Annotated in this window: 14 protein-coding genes and 1 tRNA gene; 5 read left to right on the top strand and 10 right to left on the bottom strand. The window is 57.0% G+C overall.

Annotation, left to right across the window (positions count from 1 at the left end; all coding sequences use genetic code 11):
* Positions 1 to 107: 107 nt before the first annotated feature.
* Positions 108 to 184 (top strand) — tRNA-Ile (locus HJA_RS08295).
* A 31-nt stretch (positions 185 to 215) separates the two neighbouring features.
* On the opposite strand, the gene HJA_RS08290 is transcribed toward HJA_RS08295, so the two are convergent.
* From HJA_RS08290 to phhA, 5 genes are all read right to left on the bottom strand, one after another.
* On the bottom strand, positions 216 to 1,619 hold the full coding sequence (locus HJA_RS08290) for an MBOAT family O-acyltransferase (protein WP_035580616.1): 1,404 nt from the start codon (positions 1,617 to 1,619) through the stop codon (positions 216 to 218).
* On the bottom strand, positions 1,606 to 2,703 hold the full coding sequence (locus HJA_RS08285; RefSeq protein WP_035580614.1) for a hypothetical protein: 1,098 nt from the start codon (positions 2,701 to 2,703) through the stop codon (positions 1,606 to 1,608). Before HJA_RS08285 ends, HJA_RS08290 begins: the two co-directional genes overlap by 14 nt.
* A complete protein-coding gene (locus HJA_RS08280) occupies positions 2,703 to 3,296 on the bottom strand; it encodes a hypothetical protein (protein ID WP_035580612.1) in 594 nt (197 codons plus the stop codon). Before HJA_RS08280 ends, HJA_RS08285 begins: the two co-directional genes overlap by 1 nt.
* Before the next feature lie 182 nt (positions 3,297 to 3,478).
* Positions 3,479 to 4,432, bottom strand: a complete 954-nt coding sequence (locus HJA_RS08275) for a UDP-glucuronic acid decarboxylase family protein (RefSeq protein ID WP_035580610.1) — start codon at positions 4,430 to 4,432, stop codon at positions 3,479 to 3,481.
* 59 nt (positions 4,433 to 4,491) lie between these two features.
* On the bottom strand, positions 4,492 to 5,367 hold the full coding sequence (gene phhA / locus HJA_RS08270; protein ID WP_035580608.1) for a phenylalanine 4-monooxygenase: 876 nt from the start codon (positions 5,365 to 5,367) through the stop codon (positions 4,492 to 4,494).
* A 165-nt stretch (positions 5,368 to 5,532) separates the two neighbouring features.
* Here phhA and HJA_RS08265 point away from each other — a divergent pair, with 165 nt between their 5' ends.
* Positions 5,533 to 6,612 (top strand): glycosyltransferase family 2 protein, encoded by a 1,080-nt coding sequence (locus tag HJA_RS08265; RefSeq protein ID WP_081814608.1) that lies wholly within the window; start codon positions 5,533 to 5,535, stop codon positions 6,610 to 6,612.
* Here HJA_RS08265 and rfbA read toward each other — a convergent pair.
* The 3 genes from rfbA to rfbB are packed head-to-tail and all read right to left on the bottom strand — an operon-like array spanning position 6,581 to position 9,447.
* Complete coding sequence (gene rfbA, locus HJA_RS08260; protein ID WP_035580606.1) at positions 6,581 to 7,453, bottom strand: glucose-1-phosphate thymidylyltransferase RfbA; 873 nt, start codon at positions 7,451 to 7,453, stop codon at positions 6,581 to 6,583. The two genes, HJA_RS08265 and rfbA, sit on opposite strands and share 32 nt — an antisense overlap.
* The gene (rfbD, locus tag HJA_RS08255; protein ID WP_035580604.1) at positions 7,450 to 8,355 is read right to left on the bottom strand and encodes a dTDP-4-dehydrorhamnose reductase; all 906 of its coding nucleotides are present in this window, start codon (positions 8,353 to 8,355) and stop codon (positions 7,450 to 7,452) included. Before rfbD ends, rfbA begins: the two co-directional genes overlap by 4 nt.
* A gap of 30 nt (positions 8,356 to 8,385) precedes the next feature.
* Positions 8,386 to 9,447, bottom strand: a complete 1,062-nt coding sequence (gene rfbB / locus HJA_RS08250) for a dTDP-glucose 4,6-dehydratase (protein ID WP_035580602.1) — start codon at positions 9,445 to 9,447, stop codon at positions 8,386 to 8,388.
* Positions 9,448 to 9,809: 362 nt separating this feature from the next.
* Between rfbB and HJA_RS08245 the strand changes: the two genes are divergently transcribed.
* Genes HJA_RS08245 through HJA_RS08235 form a run of 3 tightly spaced genes read left to right on the top strand, consistent with a single transcriptional unit; the run spans position 9,810 to position 14,713 of the window.
* Positions 9,810 to 12,227 carry a sulfotransferase family protein gene (locus HJA_RS08245; RefSeq protein WP_035580599.1) on the top strand — a complete coding sequence of 806 codons (2,418 nt, stop codon included), beginning with the start codon at positions 9,810 to 9,812 and terminating at the stop codon, positions 12,225 to 12,227.
* Positions 12,228 to 12,243: 16 nt separating this feature from the next.
* Complete coding sequence (locus tag HJA_RS17975) at positions 12,244 to 13,653, top strand: glycosyltransferase family 2 protein (RefSeq protein WP_051597508.1); 1,410 nt, start codon at positions 12,244 to 12,246, stop codon at positions 13,651 to 13,653.
* 1 nt (position 13,654) lies between these two features.
* Positions 13,655 to 14,713 carry a hypothetical protein gene (locus tag HJA_RS08235; RefSeq protein ID WP_035580596.1) on the top strand — a complete coding sequence of 353 codons (1,059 nt, stop codon included), beginning with the start codon at positions 13,655 to 13,657 and terminating at the stop codon, positions 14,711 to 14,713.
* 50 nt (positions 14,714 to 14,763) lie between these two features.
* On the opposite strand, the gene HJA_RS08230 is transcribed toward HJA_RS08235, so the two are convergent.
* Positions 14,764 to 15,369 (bottom strand): hypothetical protein, encoded by a 606-nt coding sequence (locus HJA_RS08230; RefSeq protein ID WP_035580593.1) that lies wholly within the window; start codon positions 15,367 to 15,369, stop codon positions 14,764 to 14,766.
* Positions 15,370 to 15,510: 141 nt separating this feature from the next.
* On the bottom strand, positions 15,511 to 16,503 hold the full coding sequence (locus tag HJA_RS08225) for an FkbM family methyltransferase (protein ID WP_081814606.1): 993 nt from the start codon (positions 16,501 to 16,503) through the stop codon (positions 15,511 to 15,513).
* Positions 16,504 to 16,514 lie beyond the last annotated feature (11 nt).

Raw genomic sequence — 16,514 nt, 5'->3', positions numbered from 1 at the left:
TTTCAGAGGGTTAACCACAATTCCGGTAAGACGGAGTTACCAGGTTCGGTGAGATTCATCAGGCCCATTGCAAGGCCAGCAGCAGCCGCCTAAACGGATGCTTCGGTGGGCCTGTAGCTCAGTTGGTTAGAGCGGACCGCTCATAACGGTTTGGTCGCGGGTTCAAATCCTGCCGGGCCCACCATTCACCGCCGAGTTGCAATGCAGGCGCAATCCTAGAATTGGAAATAGATAAACGGTTGGGCCTCGTTGGGGATCAACGGCAAAAGGATTGCAATCCACAACCCGGCCAGCGCCGCCACGATGGGTGCCGGCCAAGACGCGATCCGCATGCCTATTTTAAACCGGAACACAAGATAGTGCAGGCCGAGCAAGCCGGCCATGAGCCCCCAGTCGACGGCAGAGAACGTCATTGACCCGCTGTTCTTGCCGCCAAGCATGCTCGACACCATGAAAGTGGAAACTTCAAAATTGGCGGAACGGAAGAACACCCAGGCGATGCAGACAAGGTAAAAAGTGAGCGCTCCAAAAAGGAGCCTGAGGATGCTGTTCTTCTCTGAAAGCCTTGGAATGTTGAACAAACGCTCAATCGTCAAAATCGCACCGTGGATGTACCCCCAGAAAAGGAAGTTCCACGACGCTCCGTGCCACAGGCCGCCAAGAACCATCGTCAACATCAGGTTCCGGTAGGTTTTAACGTTGCCGCCCCGGTTTCCGCCAAGTGAGATGTACAGATAATCCCTCAGCCAATGAGACAGTGAAATGTGCCAGCGCCGCCAGAACACGGTAATCGAGGTCGAGAAATACGGCGCCTTGAAGTTGACCGGGAGCTGGAAGCCAAAGCTCCGGCTCACAGCAATCGCCATGTCACTATAGCCCGAAAAATCGCAATAGATCTGAGCTGCATAGGCAAAGACGCCCAGAATAATCGCTTCATTTGTATAGGCCCCAGGCTCTGCAAATACCGGATCCACGTAGAACCTGGCCAGATTATCCGCGATGACGGCTTTCTTGAAAAAGCCTCCGGCGAACATGACGATGACGCCGCTCCACGGCACGTCTCTGAGCAGTTTCTTGTCTTTGATTTGCGGGAAGAAATCCAGCGCGCGGACAATCGGTCCTGCCACCAGCTGCGGAAAGAAAGCGATGAAGAAGGCGACGCTGAGTAAATCTTCCGGTTCGTCAAATTCCTTGCGGGCGACGTCCACAACATAGCCGATCGCCTGAAATGTGAAAAAGCTGATCCCGACCGGCAGGATGATCTGGACCAGGGGCTGGGAGACAGGAATGCCCAGCGTCTGAAGCAGTGCCACCAGGGAATCTGCGAAGAAGTCGAAGTATTTGAAGACGCCCAATGTTGTCAGCATCAGGCCTACGGCGAGGCCGATAATCCAACGCCGTTTCGTCTGTAGTGCCTCGTGAAGCAGGGCGCGCTGCGCAATATAGGCAACGCCGATGACGAACAGGATCAGGCCCAGAAATCGCCAATCCCAGGCGCCATAAAAAATGAAGCTGGCGATTGTGAGCACGAGCACGCGCTGGCGCTGCTGGCGCAACACCCAGTAAAGCGCAAACACGATGGCATAGAACGCAAAAAAGCGAAGCTCAGTGAACAGCAATGGAGCCTCCGCACACCTGCTCCGCGAAACTTTTGCTGAGTTTTTCCGCGCCTTCGCGCTTCAAGTGGCCTTCATCGATCCACCATTCCGGATCTGCAAGATAGGCATTCTGCGAAATCGGAAATGTTATGACGGGGATTTCCACGCCTCTGAAAGAAACTGACGAAACGGGCAGCTGCGACTCCGCCAGTTTCGGGGGGTACACAACACCGATTTTTCGCAACTCATCCTTTTTCAGATCAGCTATCATCGGCCAGAGGTCGATCAGAACTCTCTGATTCAGTTCTGGCTGTGAGAGGGAGGCATATTCCCGGCTGGGCGCGGACAGTTGGTTCTCAAAATAGTCGGGCTGATCTTTCAATATCTGAGCCAATTTCCTCCGGCGCGAATGCTGTTCGGAAAGGACGTCATCGAGTGGATCAAACCCCTTTCGCGCCAACATTTCCTTATAGAGATCGACCAGTTGCTCCGGCGGCAACGTTTCTTCACGCACGGCCCAGAATGTCCCCACCGAAAAATAGGATTTCAGACTGGTGCGCCAAATCGCCAAGGATGCGGCGAGTGGTGAGCCTTCTGCCTTGACCGCCTGCTCTCCAAAACGCTCTTGCCACACCCGCCCAGGCCAGACGGGGGCATAGAGCAGGCTTCTATCCGTCGTTATTTGTCGATAGCTGTCCGCGCCCAATGGCTCAATCCAGATTTTGTCAGGCTGGTTTGGTTGATCGAGGATCCAATCGAGCATGAATTTTGTATTGCTGCTCGTTCCGCCACCAATGCCCAGATTGAGAGCTTTCACACCGCAACTGCGCTCAATTGCCTGGACATCAAACTGACGATGGACGCGGCTCGACCCGATAAGAACCAGATCCTGTTTTTCGAGAGAAGACAGCGCGGCCATCTTCACTCCAAACGAGGCATCATGGAATTGAAAGCCCGGTGTCTGGCGGATCGCAGCCTTGACGAACAAGCCACCGACGATCAGCCAGCTGAGGAATATTACCAGGATCAGGATTGTGTCGCCGGCAGAGCCAAAGATGCTCCTGGTTTTGGTTCGGCGCGCATACTCATATTCGAAAATATCCACTATTCAGGTGCCTTCACCAGAATTCTGCGGATACGAAGCGTCGCGTCAGGGTTTTCCGGGTTCAGGACAACCCAAGGGCTTACATCCGGATAATCCGCGAGATCTTTCGCAGGAACTTCGTAGGAGAACTGTACCTTCGATAGGGTGTTCCCCAATTCGATATCGCGCCACCCGCTATTACCGAACGCGCCGGTTGCATAGACAGCTTTGATCGGGCCAGAACAATTATCGCAGGCACCTTCAATCTCGACCTGAACTGTTCTGCCCATGAACCGCTGCGTTGCATGAGAGGGCAATCTGATGGCCACGCCCAGGGTTGGCCAGCGCCCTGTTTTCTGTCGCGCTGGCTTGATGCCTTCTGCGACCAGCGTCTGCTTTCCGCCAACCAGCGAACAGGAAGACCTGCCGTTTTTCAGTGGTTGCAATCCCCGATCAAATGGCGGTTCGCAGGAGAAAATCTCCCACCCATTTGCGAGAGCCTTGGAATCGGAAATGTGGTGATCAGGCGAAAATGCGCTCACCAATGGTTGAAGCTGGAACACCCCAATCCAGGGCAATGCGATCAGTGCTGCGGCCAAAAGCTTGCCCAACATTATCTGCCTCCCAGCTGGCATGAGCTTCTAAACCGGTTACCCGCCCGAATCCTTATGAGCAACCTTATCCCTCTTATACCGCTGCGGCGGAAGCCATCTCAGCGGCTGGGCGTGCTTTTGATTCAACTATGACGGATTTTTATCTCGCACCTCACCGAGCGTTGGGAATGCGCAATTTGTTTTCACACCAGTTCCGAAATCTCGTTGCGGAAATATTCGATCGTCGGACGCAGGCCTTCGGCGAGCGGGATGGTGGGTTCCCAGTCGAGCGATGATTTCGCCTTTGAAATATCCGGCTGGCGCTGGCGGGGGTCGTCTGACGGCAGCGGCCTGTGCACGATGCCGGATTTCGAGCCCGTCAGCTCCAGCACCGTCTCGGCCAGCTGGCGCATGGTGAACTCGCCCGGATTGCCCAGATTGATCGGGCCGGTGACGTCATCATCGGAATTCATCAGCCGGATCAGGCCATCCACAAGGTCAGAGACATAGCAGAAGCTGCGAGTCTGCTGGCCGTCGCCGTAAAGCGTGATGTCCTCACCCCGCAGGGCCTGCACGATGAAATTCGACACAACGCGGCCGTCATTCGGGTGCATGCGCGGGCCATAGGTGTTGAAGATGCGGGCGACCTTGATCTTCACATTGTGCTGACGGTGATAATCGAAGAACAGCGTCTCGGCGCAGCGCTTGCCCTCGTCATAGCAGGAACGCAGGCCGATCGGGTTCACATTGCCCCAGTATTCCTCCCGCTGCGGGTGGATCTCCGGATCGCCATAGACTTCCGAGGTCGAGGCCTGGAGGATCTTCGCACGGGTCCGCTTGGCGAGGCCCAGCATGTTGATCGCGCCATGTACACTTGTCTTCGTCGTCTGGACGGGATCGAACTGGTAGTGGATCGGGCTCGCCGGGCAGGCCAGATTGTAGATCTGGTCGACCTCCACGAAGAGCGGGAAGGTCACGTCGTGGCGCATGATCTCGAAGCGCGGATTGTCCAGCAGGTGGGCAACATTGGTCCGCCGGCCAGTGAAGAAATTGTCCACGCAGAGAACTTCGGCCCCGGAGTCGAGCAGGCGCTCGCACAGGAAGGAGCCGATAAAACCGGCGCCGCCGGTGACGAGAATTCGAGGGGCGTAATGCATCCCCTGTCGATCTTCTGTTTTTTCTCAAGGGTCAAGCGCGGAAGTGCCGAAGCGACCAGCTAGTCTTTCCTGCGTCCGCCCAGATCGAAATAGGCGTGCGTGCCGCGGTGAAGCACTTCGTCACCTGGCGCAATCTCGTGCGCTTCATAGTCGGGCTCGCCTTTCACGTCGGCATAGACCGAACCGAAATCCTTGTAGCAAGTGTCCAGCAGGGCTTCGAAACTGTCGACGACGAAATAGGTCTGCTGGAAATCGTCGATGATGTATTTCGTGCGCATCAGGCGCTGCACGTCGAAACCGATCCGGTTCGGGCTGTCGTCTTCCAGAGCGAAGACGGTTTCCTGCGGACTGGACAGAATACCGGCGCCATAGATGCGCAGACCCTCGGCCTCGCGGATCAGGCCAAACTCGACTGTGTACCAGTAAAGCCGGGCCAGATTGTGAAGCTGGCCGAGCCGCATCGCGCGCTGCCCGCCCTTGCCGTAGGCTTCCATGAAGTCTGCAAAGACCGGATTGGCCAGCAGCGGTACGTGGCCGAATATGTCGTGGAAGATGTCCGGTTCCTGCAGGTAATCGAACTCGGCTTCCGGACGGATAAACGCCCCCGCCGGGAATCGCCGGTTCGCCAGATGATCAAAGAAAATCTCGTCCGGCACCAGTTCCGCAACCGGCACGATCCGCCAGCCCGTGATCTTTTCCAGCCGATCGGACAGGCGGCCCATGTGCGGAATGCCTGATGGGGAAAGCTCCAGGGCCTCCATGGCCTCCAGCGCAGCCGAACAGGCCCGGCCACGGGTGACCTCCTTCTGGCGGCGGAAGAGCCGGTCCCAACGGTCATGCTCTTCGGCGCTGTAGGTTTCCCACGCCTGGTCAATCGTGAAATCGGGCGCCCGCGGGGCGTCATGATATCGGTTCTTGGGGCTAATCAGTTCCATCGGCGCAGTATACGCATTTGAAAAAATAGTTCCAGATGTAACTAAATTGCGCGCCGGGTGAGCAAAGTGACGACAATCCTTGACCTTCCGGACAGCAGGACGGATCACCATAACTGATTTCGCCCCGGGGTTTCCGGCGGCGCCGAGTATCAGGGTAGTACCGGAATGAATTCGCAGCTGAACGACCCTGCCGGCATATCCTCCGGAAGTAACAGCACGCCCCGCTTTTCGGTTCTGATCGTCAATTACAATGGCGGTTCTTATATCCAGGAGGCGCTGGCCTCACTGGCCAAGCAGACCCGGCGTGATTTCGAAGTAATCCTTGTCGACAATGCCTCCACCGACGGCTCGCTGGACGGGCTCGACACGCGCCATCTGCCAGCCTTCACCCTGCTCCGGGAGTCTGAAAACCACGGTTACGCAGGTGGCATGAATCTCGCCGCCGCCCGCGCGCAGGGCGATTGGCTGGTGGGTCTCAACCCAGATGCCGTGGCAGCCGCCGACTGGCTGGAAAAGATCGCAAACGGCATCTCCCGTCATCAGCGCGCAAAAATGTTTGCGTCCGCCCAGTTGGCGTTGGAGGCACCAGACACGCTGGACGGCGCAGGCGACGCCTACCTCATCATCGGCATGCCCTGGCGGGGCGGGTTCGGCCGGCCTGCCAGCGAGCTGCCAGCCGAGGGCGAATGCTTCAGCCCGTGCGGTGCGGGCGGCGTTTTCGAACGCGAGACGTTCTTGAAGCATGGCGGCTTTGACGAGCGGTTCTTCTGCTTCTGTGAAGACGTGGACCTTGGCTTTCGCCTGCGTCTGGCTGGCGAAACCTGCATCCTTCTGCCCGATGCGGTGATCCACCATGTCGGGGGCGGCATATCGGGGCGCAGCAGCGACTTTTCGATTTATCACGGCTTTCGCAACCGGATCTGGACTTACGCCAAGAACATGCCGTCGGTTATTTTCTGGCTTACCCTGCCCGCCCATATCGGCCTGTCAGGGTATCTGTTGATACGCGGCGCCATGACGGGCCGTTTCAAACAGGCTTGGCGCGGAATGCGCGATGGCGCGACCGGGGCCGTGTCGATGCGCCGAAGCGGCCGGGAACTGCGCCGCAACCGCCGCGTTGGCCTCTGGGCACTGGCACGCACGATGGCCTGGAACCCGTTCCGCATGAGCACACACCGGGTCCACGTCCGCGAGGGTGTTCCCGAGACTCCGGTCAACGGCTCCAGTGCGTCAGAAGCCCGCTGAGATACGTGCCGTATTCATTCTTGTACTGCGCCGCCAGCTCTTCCAGCTTCGCGTCATCAATGAAGCCCTTGCGCCAGGCGACCTCTTCCGGGCAGGCAATCTTCATGCCCTGGCGCTTTTCCACTGTCTGCACGAACTGCGACGCCTGGATCAGACCATCAAATGTCCCGGCGTCCAGCCACGCCGTACCACGCGCGAGGCGATGCACGCGCAAGTCGCCCCGCTTCAGATAGGCGTCATTGATGGAGGTGATCTCCAGTTCGCCCCGTGCAGAGGGTTGCACGTTCCGGGCAATGTCCACGACGTCCTCATCATAGAAGTAGAGGCCGGTGACCGCCCAATTGCTTTTCGGGGCTGTCGGCTTCTCCTCGATTGAGAGGGCATTGCCTGCCTCATCCATTTCCACGATGCCGAAATCGCTCGGATTGTTGACCTGGCAGGCGAAGACTTCCGCGCCTTTGCCCATGCCACCCGCTTTCGATAGCTCCCCGCTGAGACCGGAGCCGTAGAACATGTTGTCCCCCAGGGCGAGTGCACTTTTCTGGCCGCCCACAAAATCGGCGCCGATCAGGAACGCTTCAGCGAGGCCACGCGCTTCCGGTTGCTCCGCATACTGGAAATTCATGCCCCAATCGCTGCCATCGCCCAACAGGCGGCTGTAAAGCGGCAAGGCGTCCGGCATGGAAATGATCAGAATATCCCGGATGCCCGCAAACATGAGCGTCGTGATCGGATGGAAGATCATCGGCTTGTCGTAGACGGGCAGGAGCTGCTTTGAAACGCCGCGCGTGATCGGATGCAGGCGCGTTCCCTTGCCGCCCGCCAGGATGATACCCTTCATGAATTCCACTCCCCGGTTTTCACCAGTTGTTCAACACAGGCCTGCGTGCTGCCCTGCCAATGTGGCAACACTACGCCATAAGCCTCCGCAATCTTCGTGCAATTCAGCCGCGAATTGGCCGGGCGCGCCACGGGGGTCGGATACTCCGCGGATGTGATGCGTTTCACGTCCGCCACCGGACCGCCAGCCTTCGCGCTGCACTGGAAGATATGTTCGGCAAATTCAGCCCAGCTCGCCTCGCCTTGCGCCGTCATGTGATAGACACCCGGTTTGACGGGTGTCTTGCCGCTCAGGACTTGCGTTGCGATCTCGAGGATGCCCGCGGCAATGTCTGCCGCGCTGGTCGGGTTGCCCCGCTGGTCGTGAACGACACCAAGCTCGTCGCGCGCAGAACCGACACGCAGCATCGTCTTGATGAAATTCTTGCCCACCGGGCTGTAGACCCAGGCCGTCCGGAGGATGACATGGTCCGGATTGGCCGCGGCGACGGCTTCCTCGCCAGCCAGTTTGGAACGTCCGTAAACACCGAGCGGCGCGACCGGATCCGACTCCACGTAAGACTCGGCGTTCGTGCCGTCGAACACATAATCTGTTGAAATATGGATCATTGGCACGCCGCTGCGGGCTGCTGTTGCGGCCAGTTCGCCTGCCGCTTTCGCATTCAGCGCAAAGGCAGCCGCCTCTTCACTCTCGGCCTGGTCAACCGCCGTATAGGCCGCCGCATTGACGACCAGATGCGGCTTCAGGTCCTCAAAGGCGGACTCGATCGACCGAGGTTCGAGAAGGTCCAGCTGAGGGCGCCCTCGCGTCACGATCCGAATGCCTGCCGGCACCGGGAGATCGGCCATTGCACGCGCGACCTGTCCGGCGCCACCCGCCACGAGAATGATTTTGTCTGACATACCAGCTTTCAACAATTACCACGCCGGGCCTTACGCCTTCTGAGGCTCTGCCAGACCGAGGCGTTCGCCGGAATAGACCGACTTGCGCAATGGCGTCCACCAGTCGGCATTATCGAGATACCACCGCACGGTCTTGGCCAGCCCGGTTTCGAAATTTTCCTGCGCCCGCCAGCCCAGCTCATCTTCCAGCTTGGTGGCATCAATGGCGTAACGATGATCGTGGCCGGGCCGGTCGGTCACGAATTTGATGAGTTCGCGGCGCGGCCGCTCCGCAGGCATAACGGCATCCAGCTCATCGCAGATCCGCTCGACCACTTGCAGGTTCGTCCGCTCGTTCCGGCCGCCTACATTATAGGTCTCACCGAGACGGCCCTTTGTGGCGATCAGAGACAAGGCGCGGGCATGATCCTCGACATAGAGCCAGTCCCGGACATTTGAGCCATCGCCGTAAACAGGCAGTTCCTTGCCTTCCAGTGCATTCAGGATGACCAGCGGAATCAGTTTTTCCGGGAAATGATACGGTCCGTAATTGTTTGAACAGTTCGAAACGACCACCGGCAGGCCATAAGTCCGGAACCATGCCTTGGCGAGGTGGTCAGAAGCGGCCTTCGAAGCCGAATAGGGCGATGAAGGATCGTAGGGTGTGGTTTCTTCAAACAGGCCATCGGCGCCGAGCGAGCCATACACCTCATCGGTCGAGACATGCAGGAAACGGAAATTTTCGCGTGCCTCACCGGAAAGCCCTGACCAATGCGCCCGTGCAGCCTCCAGCAAACTGTAGGTTCCGATGACATTTGTCTCGACAAAGTCACGCGGGCCGGAGATTGACCGGTCGACATGGCTTTCAGCCGCCAGGTGAAGGATCTGCTGCGGTGCTTCGCGTGCAATGATCTCTGTCATGGCCGGCTGGTTGCAGATGTCCTCCACGATCAACCGGCAATTTCCGGTTGCTTCAGCCGGTGTGATATTTGCCCGGTTCGCCGCATAGGTCATCTTGTCGACAACGACGACTTCAGCCCCCTGTTCCAGTACGAGATGGCGCACCAGGGCTGACCCGATAAAGCCTGCTCCGCCCGTGACCAAAACTTTCATGGGAACTCCGGAATTGCCTGACCTGTTATCGGCTCCATAAACTTTTCAGGAGCTCCGTTCGCGTTATAGAGGCGCTCACTCAGGAAGCAACAACACTTCCCATGATGGCGCCGCCCGGATACTTGCTCAACTCAGTGTTCGCCATCTAAAAATGAGCAACCGAAGGTCATAAAGCGCAATAAGCTGCTGTTGTTTGCCATGTGAAATATCCGGTCACCTGCGGGTATGTCTGGTTTAAAATTGGCCTTCTTCAGCCAGGGTTTATATTGTGCAGACTTGCGCTTGCTTTGCCCGTTTCCGGTGCGTACACGTCAGGGGCCAACGAACCTGAACCGGGGTGACAAGGGCGCGAAGGGGTAACAATGCGGTCAAAGAAGTTCGCGTTCAGCTGTGTCGTCGATGAGAACACCAAATTCCTCGTTCAGTTGAACGTCTGGCTGGCGACCCTGACCGAAAATGCCGGGGTGGATCCTGCCGATATTTTCGTCCACCTCGTATATGATGATCCGGCGCTGAGCGAGCGGCTTCAGGCCCTCGGCATCAATTGCGTGACGGTCCCGAAATTTGGCGATCGGAAATACTGTAACAAGATTTCCCAACTCGATACTGAAGCGCTGCGGGAATACGAGCACGTCATCCTCTGCGATGCCGATCTCGCTTTCGTCGAAGACCCGCGCCCTCACATTCCTGAGTTGAAATGGGCTGTCGCCGGTTGCCCCGTCGATTTCCCCAATCCGCCCTGGGACACCATCAAGAGTGTCGCAAACGACATTGGTATCGCAAATACGTCGTTTTCGGCTCAGACCATAGAGGGTCACCCAACTCTGTCGGCCAATCTAAATGGCGGATTCTATGTTCTGCCTGGAAGCATGTTGGCGCAGTTCAGGTCTGAATGGCGGCGTATCGCGCTCGAAATGCTGGCAAAAGAAGACTGTATGAGCCGGCTTGGCGAGCAATACGAAAAACATGTCGACCAGCTTTCCTTCGGCTTCTCCTGCATGACCCTCGGAGCCGCCGTCGTTCACCTTCCACGGACGATGAACTTCCCGCTGCACCTGAACCGGGAGCTCTATGAGAAAATCAGTCTGCCGTCTGCCCCCGTCATTTGCCATGTACACGACCAATATGACTGGCGCGGCCATGTCCTGACGCCGGACGGCATGCCGTTTCCGGAAGTGATTGACCGCGCCAATGCGGCCATGGCCCGCCCAATGCTTTTCGAAAGCGCAGCCGGCGAAAAGCCGGACAGAAAAAGTCGTGACACATCTGTGCTCGGGCGCCCGAGAGCCGTTGTCATTACGGGGTTCCATCGGTCCGGAACGTCCCTCATCGGTGGTGCGATGCGCGCGCTCGGTATGTGGTTCGACGAAGAGCACCTGATCCCGGGCGATGACGACAACCCGAAAGGCTATTACGAAGACGCACGCGTCGTCCGCCTGAACGGGCGCATTCTGGAAGCGCTCAACCAGCACTGGGCGACCCCGGCCTTTGACGTCGTTCATCCCGGCCATGCACGCAAGCTTCTGGATGAATATGTCTCCGCCTGTGACATTGTCAGCGATCTCAACGCACATTCAAATGCCTGGGTTGTCAAAGACCCTCGCATCTCGCTGACCCTGCCTGTCTGGCGGGATGCGCTACGCCTGACGGAGCCGACACGGGAGCTACAGCAGATTACCCTGCTGAGGGATCCGATGGCGTGCGCCATCAGCCAGCAGAAACGCAACAAGCGTGAGCCGGGTTACCGAAACGACCTGCTGCACATCACCGGGGCGGATCTTGATGAGACGCTGATGAGCTGGATCAGCCATAACCTTTCAATTCTGGAAGTTGCGGCCATGGATGAGGGTGACAGGGTCGCTCCTTTCATTGTCCCCTTCTCGGAAGTTCTGGAAAAGCCGGCCGCGACGCTTGAGGCAATGGCCGATCACCTGAACTGCAAACTCGCGAAGCTGGAAGCTGACAAATATGTCGAGAGCTTTGTGGATCCCGACCTCAACCGGTCGGAAAAGAAGATCGCCCCTGAAGGATCGGACTCGTTCTGGGCGGCGCAGGCCAACAAGCTCTACGAGCTGCTTCTGTCCCGCAAACTGACCGCCATCAGCCAGGCCGATGCGAAGGCCATTCTTGAAGAGCTGGCTGAAGCCCGCTCCATTCTCGCGGCCATGCTCCCGGTATCCTCTCTGCTCGGAAAGAGTTACCGGATCTGGAAGCACCAGAATGTCCAGAACCGGCACCTGACAGAGCGTATCAGGAAACTGGAGCCTAGGGCGGAAAGCGGAGACAAGGCCCGGCAAGCCATGACCCGGCTCGCCAGCGAAGCAGATGCCGCCCGCGAATCTGCCCGCCAGATGCGGCTACAGGTCCAGAAAGCCGAAAAGACAACGGCCAGCCTGATCCTGAAGCTGGAAAGCCTTCGTTCTGCCGATGAAACCCGGGAAGCATTCCGCGAAGTCTTCGGGCCGGAATTCGATCCGCGTGACTTTACCGCCCCCGGCGGATACCAGGTCATGGAATGGGCGGAAATGAAACGCGCCCTGACGCAGGAAGTTGCTGACCTGAAATCTGAAGTGGCCCGGCTGACGCCTTCCGAACACGCACCGGCCGCTCCGTCCGCAGAAGAGATACGCCACAATGTCGAGGGCGCCATAAACGCCGTGAAGGGCAGTGCCCGTTACCGGCTCGGCAACATGATTATCAGCGCAGTTCAAAAGCCAATACGTTTTCTCCGCATGGAACCACTGATCCGGAAACTGCTCCGCTCGGCGAGAACATTCTAGGTAAGGAGGTCCGCTGGTGAAGGCGAACCCGTTAGTCGACTTCGTTATCCCGAACCGCAATAATGCGGCCTATATCGGGGAGTGCCTCCAATCCATCCGGGCACAGACTTACACGAACTGGAAATGTATTCTCGTCGACGACAACTCGACGGATAACTCCGTCGATCTGATCGAAAAACTCATCGAGGGCGATGACCGCTTCCAGCTGATCGCGCTCAGCGAGCGCGCAGGCGTCTCCACAGTCCGCAATATGGGTATCGACGCCGCGGAAGGCGACTATGTGACCTTTGTGGATTCTGACGACATTATCGTGCCGGAATATCTGGAAACGCTTGTGCATGAAGCCCTCCGGTCTGACTCTGATTACACGCGCTGCCGGCACTGGTTGTTCCGGGAAAACGGCCAGCTCGTCCCCAATGCCCAGGACGATGTCTGGTCTGCGCCGGTCCGGAATGTGAGCTTCAACGATCACGCTTCCGCCGTCTTCTATTTTTCATCCTGGGCAACGCTGATCAGGCGGTCCGTCCTGGGAGCCGACGTCCGGTATCCGGAAAATGTCGCACTTGGGGAAGACCGGATCTTCAACCAGCGCGCCATGCTGAACAGCAGCAGGATCAGCCAGATTTCGGCGCGTCTGTACAAATGGAGACGTTTGGGAAAAGACAGCAATCAGGCGACTCATCACCTGTTGGAATCCTTCGAACCCATCCGGATTTCGATCATAGAGTGGCTCAATCAGACCAATACGCTCGATGACAGTTATGCCGATCACAAAATGTTCGTGCACACATCGGCCTTCTTTGAGTTGTGGTGGCATGTCTGGCGGCTGCGCAATGAGCTGTTCGACGGCAGACCGCACGCCCAGTGGAATGATGCGGAACAGGTGCTGAAGGCGATCGATATGGACCTGGTTGACCTGACCCAGGTTAATGTAAAAGCATACAATGATTACATGCAGTCGGGGTACGACGCGGTAATGCGCAACCTCGATTTGTCCATCAAACCCCTCTCGAAAATATTCGTGGATCAGGTCGGGAGGCAAACCCGGGAGTCTGACACTCGCCCCGCTCCGGCGAACGGCCAGAACATGCACCCGCTCGGTAAGTATCTCTCCGAATACGCGTCCCTTCAGGGCGAAGAGTTCATTTCTTCCCTGATCCGGCAGCGATGGTACTTCCACCAGGCGGACCTAGTTCAGGCGGCGCTGGTCCGCAAGTCGGGAATGTTCGACAAACGCTACTATACGAAGCGCGTTGGAGACACTGGCGGCCTGGACCCCGCGCTCCATTTCGTCCGCTATGGCGCTGTTGCCCTGATCAACCCTCAGGCCAAATTCGATATCCGGGCTTATTATGAAAAACATCCCGAGCTCTGGGCTTCCGGACTGAACCCAATTGTTCACAGGCTTCTGGTAATCGGCGAGTGACATGAAATACATTTTTACCACCGCAGCACGAAACTTCCTTCCCTGCGCCAAGGCCCTCCTGAAATCCGTCAGGGAGCATATTCCTGATGCAAAAACCGTCTTTATTTTGACAGATGAATGGACCGGGGAAACGCCTCTTGCAGACGAAGGCTTCGACGAGGCTTACACCGTCAGGGAGCTGATCGCATCGGAAGGCATTGGCGACCTTGCCTGGATCTTCCGTCATGACATCATGGAACTCGCCACGGCCGTAAAACCCCTCGTGGCCAAGAAACTTTTAGAGCGGCCCGACACAGAATGGGTCATGTTCTTTGACCCCGACTGCGTACTGTTCGACGACCTGCCCGACCTGCAAAAAGCCATTTCAGAAAAATCCATCGTCCTCACCCCGCACCAGACAGACATGCGACCGGATGACAAGTGGGCCTTTTTCGAGCGTAATCCGCTGAAGGTGGGAACCTTCAATCTTGGGTACTTTGGTGTCAGCGCGACCGATACCGGCAAGCGCTTCGCCGAGTGGTGGTGGGAGCGGCTGAAACTCTACTGCACTGCCGATGTTGAAAACGGTCTGTTTACAGATCAGAAATGGGTTGAGTTCGTCCCCAGCTACACCGATGACTACGCCGTCATGAGGCATGGACGGCACAATTTCGCCAGGTGGAATTCCTTCCAGCGGAAAATCACACGGGACGCGGACGGGAAAATCCTGATCGATGGAGACCCTGCAGGGTTCATCCATTTTTCCGGCTTCTACAAGATCGGGCAGTATGTTCAGGGTCTCTATGACCGCAGCAGCGAACCCTATGTGGACGACATCAACGTCCTGAATGAATTGTCACGCTGGTATGCAAACCACATTTATGAAGACCAGATCCGGGAAGAGCTGCTTATCCCGTGGTCATTTGGCCACTATTCAAACGGGGAGCCCGTTGAAGCGTCGCACCGCTCCCTCTTCCGCTCGGATAACTGCTTCACCGAGATCTACAGCGACCCTTTCGATGTGGACGCCTGTCCCTCATTTTATCAGGATTGCGTAATCCCGGCTCACGCCGCGCAATAAACGTAACCATGTCAGCGCACCAGTTGCCTGAAAGTCGCGCTTACCGTGGATCACCCCTCAAACTTGCGTGCCAAGGCGCGCCATTCCTCTGGCGTTCCATTGAAAGTATCCAACTCGGCCAACATTTTTTCGACGGTGGCTTCCGACAGGCTGATGTTTTTGCGTCCTGTCTCGCCAATATGTTTTATTATGGCGCTGTCTCCAAGCCACTCGCTGGCCAGCTGTGCGACATCCCGCACATCTCCTAAAACATAGGAATCCGCAACCTCGGTCCATTGCGTGCGGGCCTTCTGCTGAAGAGCCTCCATCTGGGCCTTGAACTCGGCTGGCCCGATCTGGCGATAGTGCTCCAGTCTCTGTCTGGATGTTGGAATCTGCATACACGTCCTAACCCACTGCGCCAGTGTCGAGCGGATCTGGTTGTTGACGTCGCGCTCGATAATCAAAACCCGCAGCAAGTGAGAAGGGAACAACTCCCGCAGGATTGGAAATGTCCGATCAAAATGGGCATAGAAAGTTTCATGCGACAGGATGCAATCGCGATCCTGCCAATCTGCTGCCGCCTTCACCGGTTCGACATAGCCCTCCAGCTCAGTTAGCCAGTGAACACCGGCTTTCATAGAAATCGAGTGGGCCGCGACTTCCGGAAAAGTCATCTCACCGCCCCGGTATTCGGCCAATGCAGATTGGAGTGTTGTGGAGGCGCATTTCGGTGCGCCGACGTGGAGATAAAGAGTCCGTCGTGCCTGTGTACTCATCGTCAGGTTTGATCTTGTACTAGCTGGTTCGGGTGAAAATCAGCACCCGGACCAAATTGGGTTCAGTTTCGCCAGCCCCAGGGAACAGCGGCTAAGGGTTTCTGCAATCGTTTCGAAGAACGCCGGGCCCAGCCTGTTTCTGGCGACCAAGATATTATGGTACTCTTTAAACTCGTAGTGGCTACCGTCTTCGTATTTCAACCCGGGCAAAACCGCACGCATCGTCAAGTCAGCATCATTTATTTCATAGAAAGCTTTATACCCGATTTTGGTAAGAGCTTCCTGGAATGCACTGAATTGCTGTGCACTGAGGACTTCACACAACATGAATGGCAGGTGCTTCGACAGCATACCTTGTCCGCCCTTGAAGACTTCCAACTCATGATTTTCGACATCAAGCTTGATAAGCCCCACCTCAGGGTGGCCGTTTTCTTTCCAGAACTCATCTATCGTCGAAACGGAGACTTTCTCGGTTGTTGCCCCCTTTTGGCGAACGCGCTCTGGAAGGCTTTCGAGTGACGCTCCAGTCCAGAGCGCCTGATTGGCATTCACGTGCGCATCCATCTCCCCCGTCTGAGAAGACATCCCCAGTAAATTAAGTTTGATGCTGTCCTGGAGACCAGAAATCCGCACATTGACCTCTGCCCGTTCTTTCACCGCCCGCACGATATCAAAATAGTCAACCCGACAGGCAGGATTCGCTCGCGCCGCCGTCAGCGAGAATACGCCCGTATGTCCACCAATATCCATAACACGAGTGGTCCGGCGCGCCAGTTGCGCAAACAAGATCATCGAAAGAGCTTCATAAGCGCCTTCGCCATAATAAAAGAACGTCTGAGCGACGTTGTCGTCAGCGTCGCAATACATTGAGAATGGTCCGCAACCAGGAATTCGGACATCCACAGGGCCTGTGTACTGGTTCTCCTCACGCAACTTCCGGAACGGAGGTATGTGCCCCTTGATACTCGACGGCCGGAAGCCCGGCTTTAGCAGAGGGCGTGCAGCAAGCGCCGAAAGTTGTTTTTCGTCCATAATGAATTTTC

The sequence above is a fragment of the Hyphomonas jannaschiana VP2 genome (assembly GCF_000685215.1).
In the GTDB taxonomy this organism is placed as follows: domain Bacteria; phylum Pseudomonadota; class Alphaproteobacteria; order Caulobacterales; family Hyphomonadaceae; genus Hyphomonas; species Hyphomonas jannaschiana.
This window is presented reverse-complemented; position numbering and strand designations above follow the sequence as displayed.

Coding starts and splice junctions, on each gene's coding strand:
- HJA_RS08280 (WP_035580612.1), bottom strand. CDS start 3,296: ATGTTGGGCAAGCTTTTGGCCGCAGCACTGATCGCATTGCCCTGGATT.
- HJA_RS08275 (WP_035580610.1), bottom strand. CDS start 4,432: ATGCATTACGCCCCTCGAATTCTCGTCACCGGCGGCGCCGGTTTTATC.
- phhA (WP_035580608.1), bottom strand. CDS start 5,367: ATGGAACTGATTAGCCCCAAGAACCGATATCATGACGCCCCGCGGGCG.
- HJA_RS08265 (WP_081814608.1), top strand. CDS start 5,533: ATGAATTCGCAGCTGAACGACCCTGCCGGCATATCCTCCGGAAGTAAC.
- rfbA (WP_035580606.1), bottom strand. CDS start 7,453: ATGAAGGGTATCATCCTGGCGGGCGGCAAGGGAACGCGCCTGCATCCG.
- rfbD (WP_035580604.1), bottom strand. CDS start 8,355: ATGTCAGACAAAATCATTCTCGTGGCGGGTGGCGCCGGACAGGTCGCG.
- rfbB (WP_035580602.1), bottom strand. CDS start 9,447: ATGAAAGTTTTGGTCACGGGCGGAGCAGGCTTTATCGGGTCAGCCCTG.
- HJA_RS08245 (WP_035580599.1), top strand. CDS start 9,810: ATGCGGTCAAAGAAGTTCGCGTTCAGCTGTGTCGTCGATGAGAACACC.
- HJA_RS08235 (WP_035580596.1), top strand. CDS start 13,655: ATGAAATACATTTTTACCACCGCAGCACGAAACTTCCTTCCCTGCGCC.
- HJA_RS08230 (WP_035580593.1), bottom strand. CDS start 15,369: ATGACTTTTCCGGAAGTCGCGGCCCACTCGATTTCTATGAAAGCCGGT.
- HJA_RS08225 (WP_081814606.1), bottom strand. CDS start 16,503: ATGGACGAAAAACAACTTTCGGCGCTTGCTGCACGCCCTCTGCTAAAG.